1 tRNA gene and 1 rRNA gene are annotated in these 692 nt (G+C 32.5%); both read right to left on the minus strand.

The annotated features are described in order from the left end of the window. Positions 1–494: 494 nt before the first annotated feature. A tRNA-Phe gene (locus CRN98_RS17340) sits at positions 495–570 on the minus strand. Between the two features lie 8 nt (positions 571–578). Further along, positions 579–692 (minus strand): 5S ribosomal RNA (gene rrf, locus CRN98_RS17345); the annotation flags it as partial.

A 692-nucleotide genomic window follows, 5' to 3' on the forward strand; every position in this document is an offset into this window, starting at 1 on the left:
AACTTGTCAACTACTTTTTTTAATTTCGTTAACAACTTATTGATCATACTGTTTAAAACAGCTTAATCATAATAACATACATTTTCAAATCTTGTCAACAACTAAAATGTTTCATTTTTTATTGTCTTGATTTGATTGTTTGCCGCTCATTTCAGCGACGAATGTTATCTTATCATAATTTAATTTATATGCTATCATCCCCAATCTTTATTAAATTGAATTAAACATAGCATACTTGATTATTATCCATTATACTCTAAATACGGTATATCGATACACGTGATGCAGTTTATTTGAATTTCATTAAAATAAAAAGCAAGCTTCTATGCTAATTTAATAAATAGTGTAGATATTTACTTTATTGGATATACAATTATATATAAATGTAATCTGATTTGAAAAAGTATCAACATGCTATTTATAATATATACACAATACTCACAAAACTATGCTGAAATATAAAAAAAGCTAAGTATATTACTATACTTAGCTTTTGGTGGCTGGACCAGGAATCGAACCAGGGACACGAGGATTTTCAGTCCTCTGCTCTACCGACTGAGCTATCCAGCCATGTATTTATCTGGCAACGACCTACTCTCCCACCGGGCCTCCCCGGCAGTACCATTGGCGCTTTGAAGCTTAACCTTCGTGTTCGGAATGGGTACGGGTGTTACCTTCAAGCCATAATCACC

The sequence above is a fragment of the Clostridium peptidivorans genome, assembly GCF_900205925.1.
In the GTDB taxonomy this organism is placed as follows: domain Bacteria; phylum Bacillota; class Clostridia; order Clostridiales; family Clostridiaceae; genus Clostridium_AK; species Clostridium_AK peptidivorans.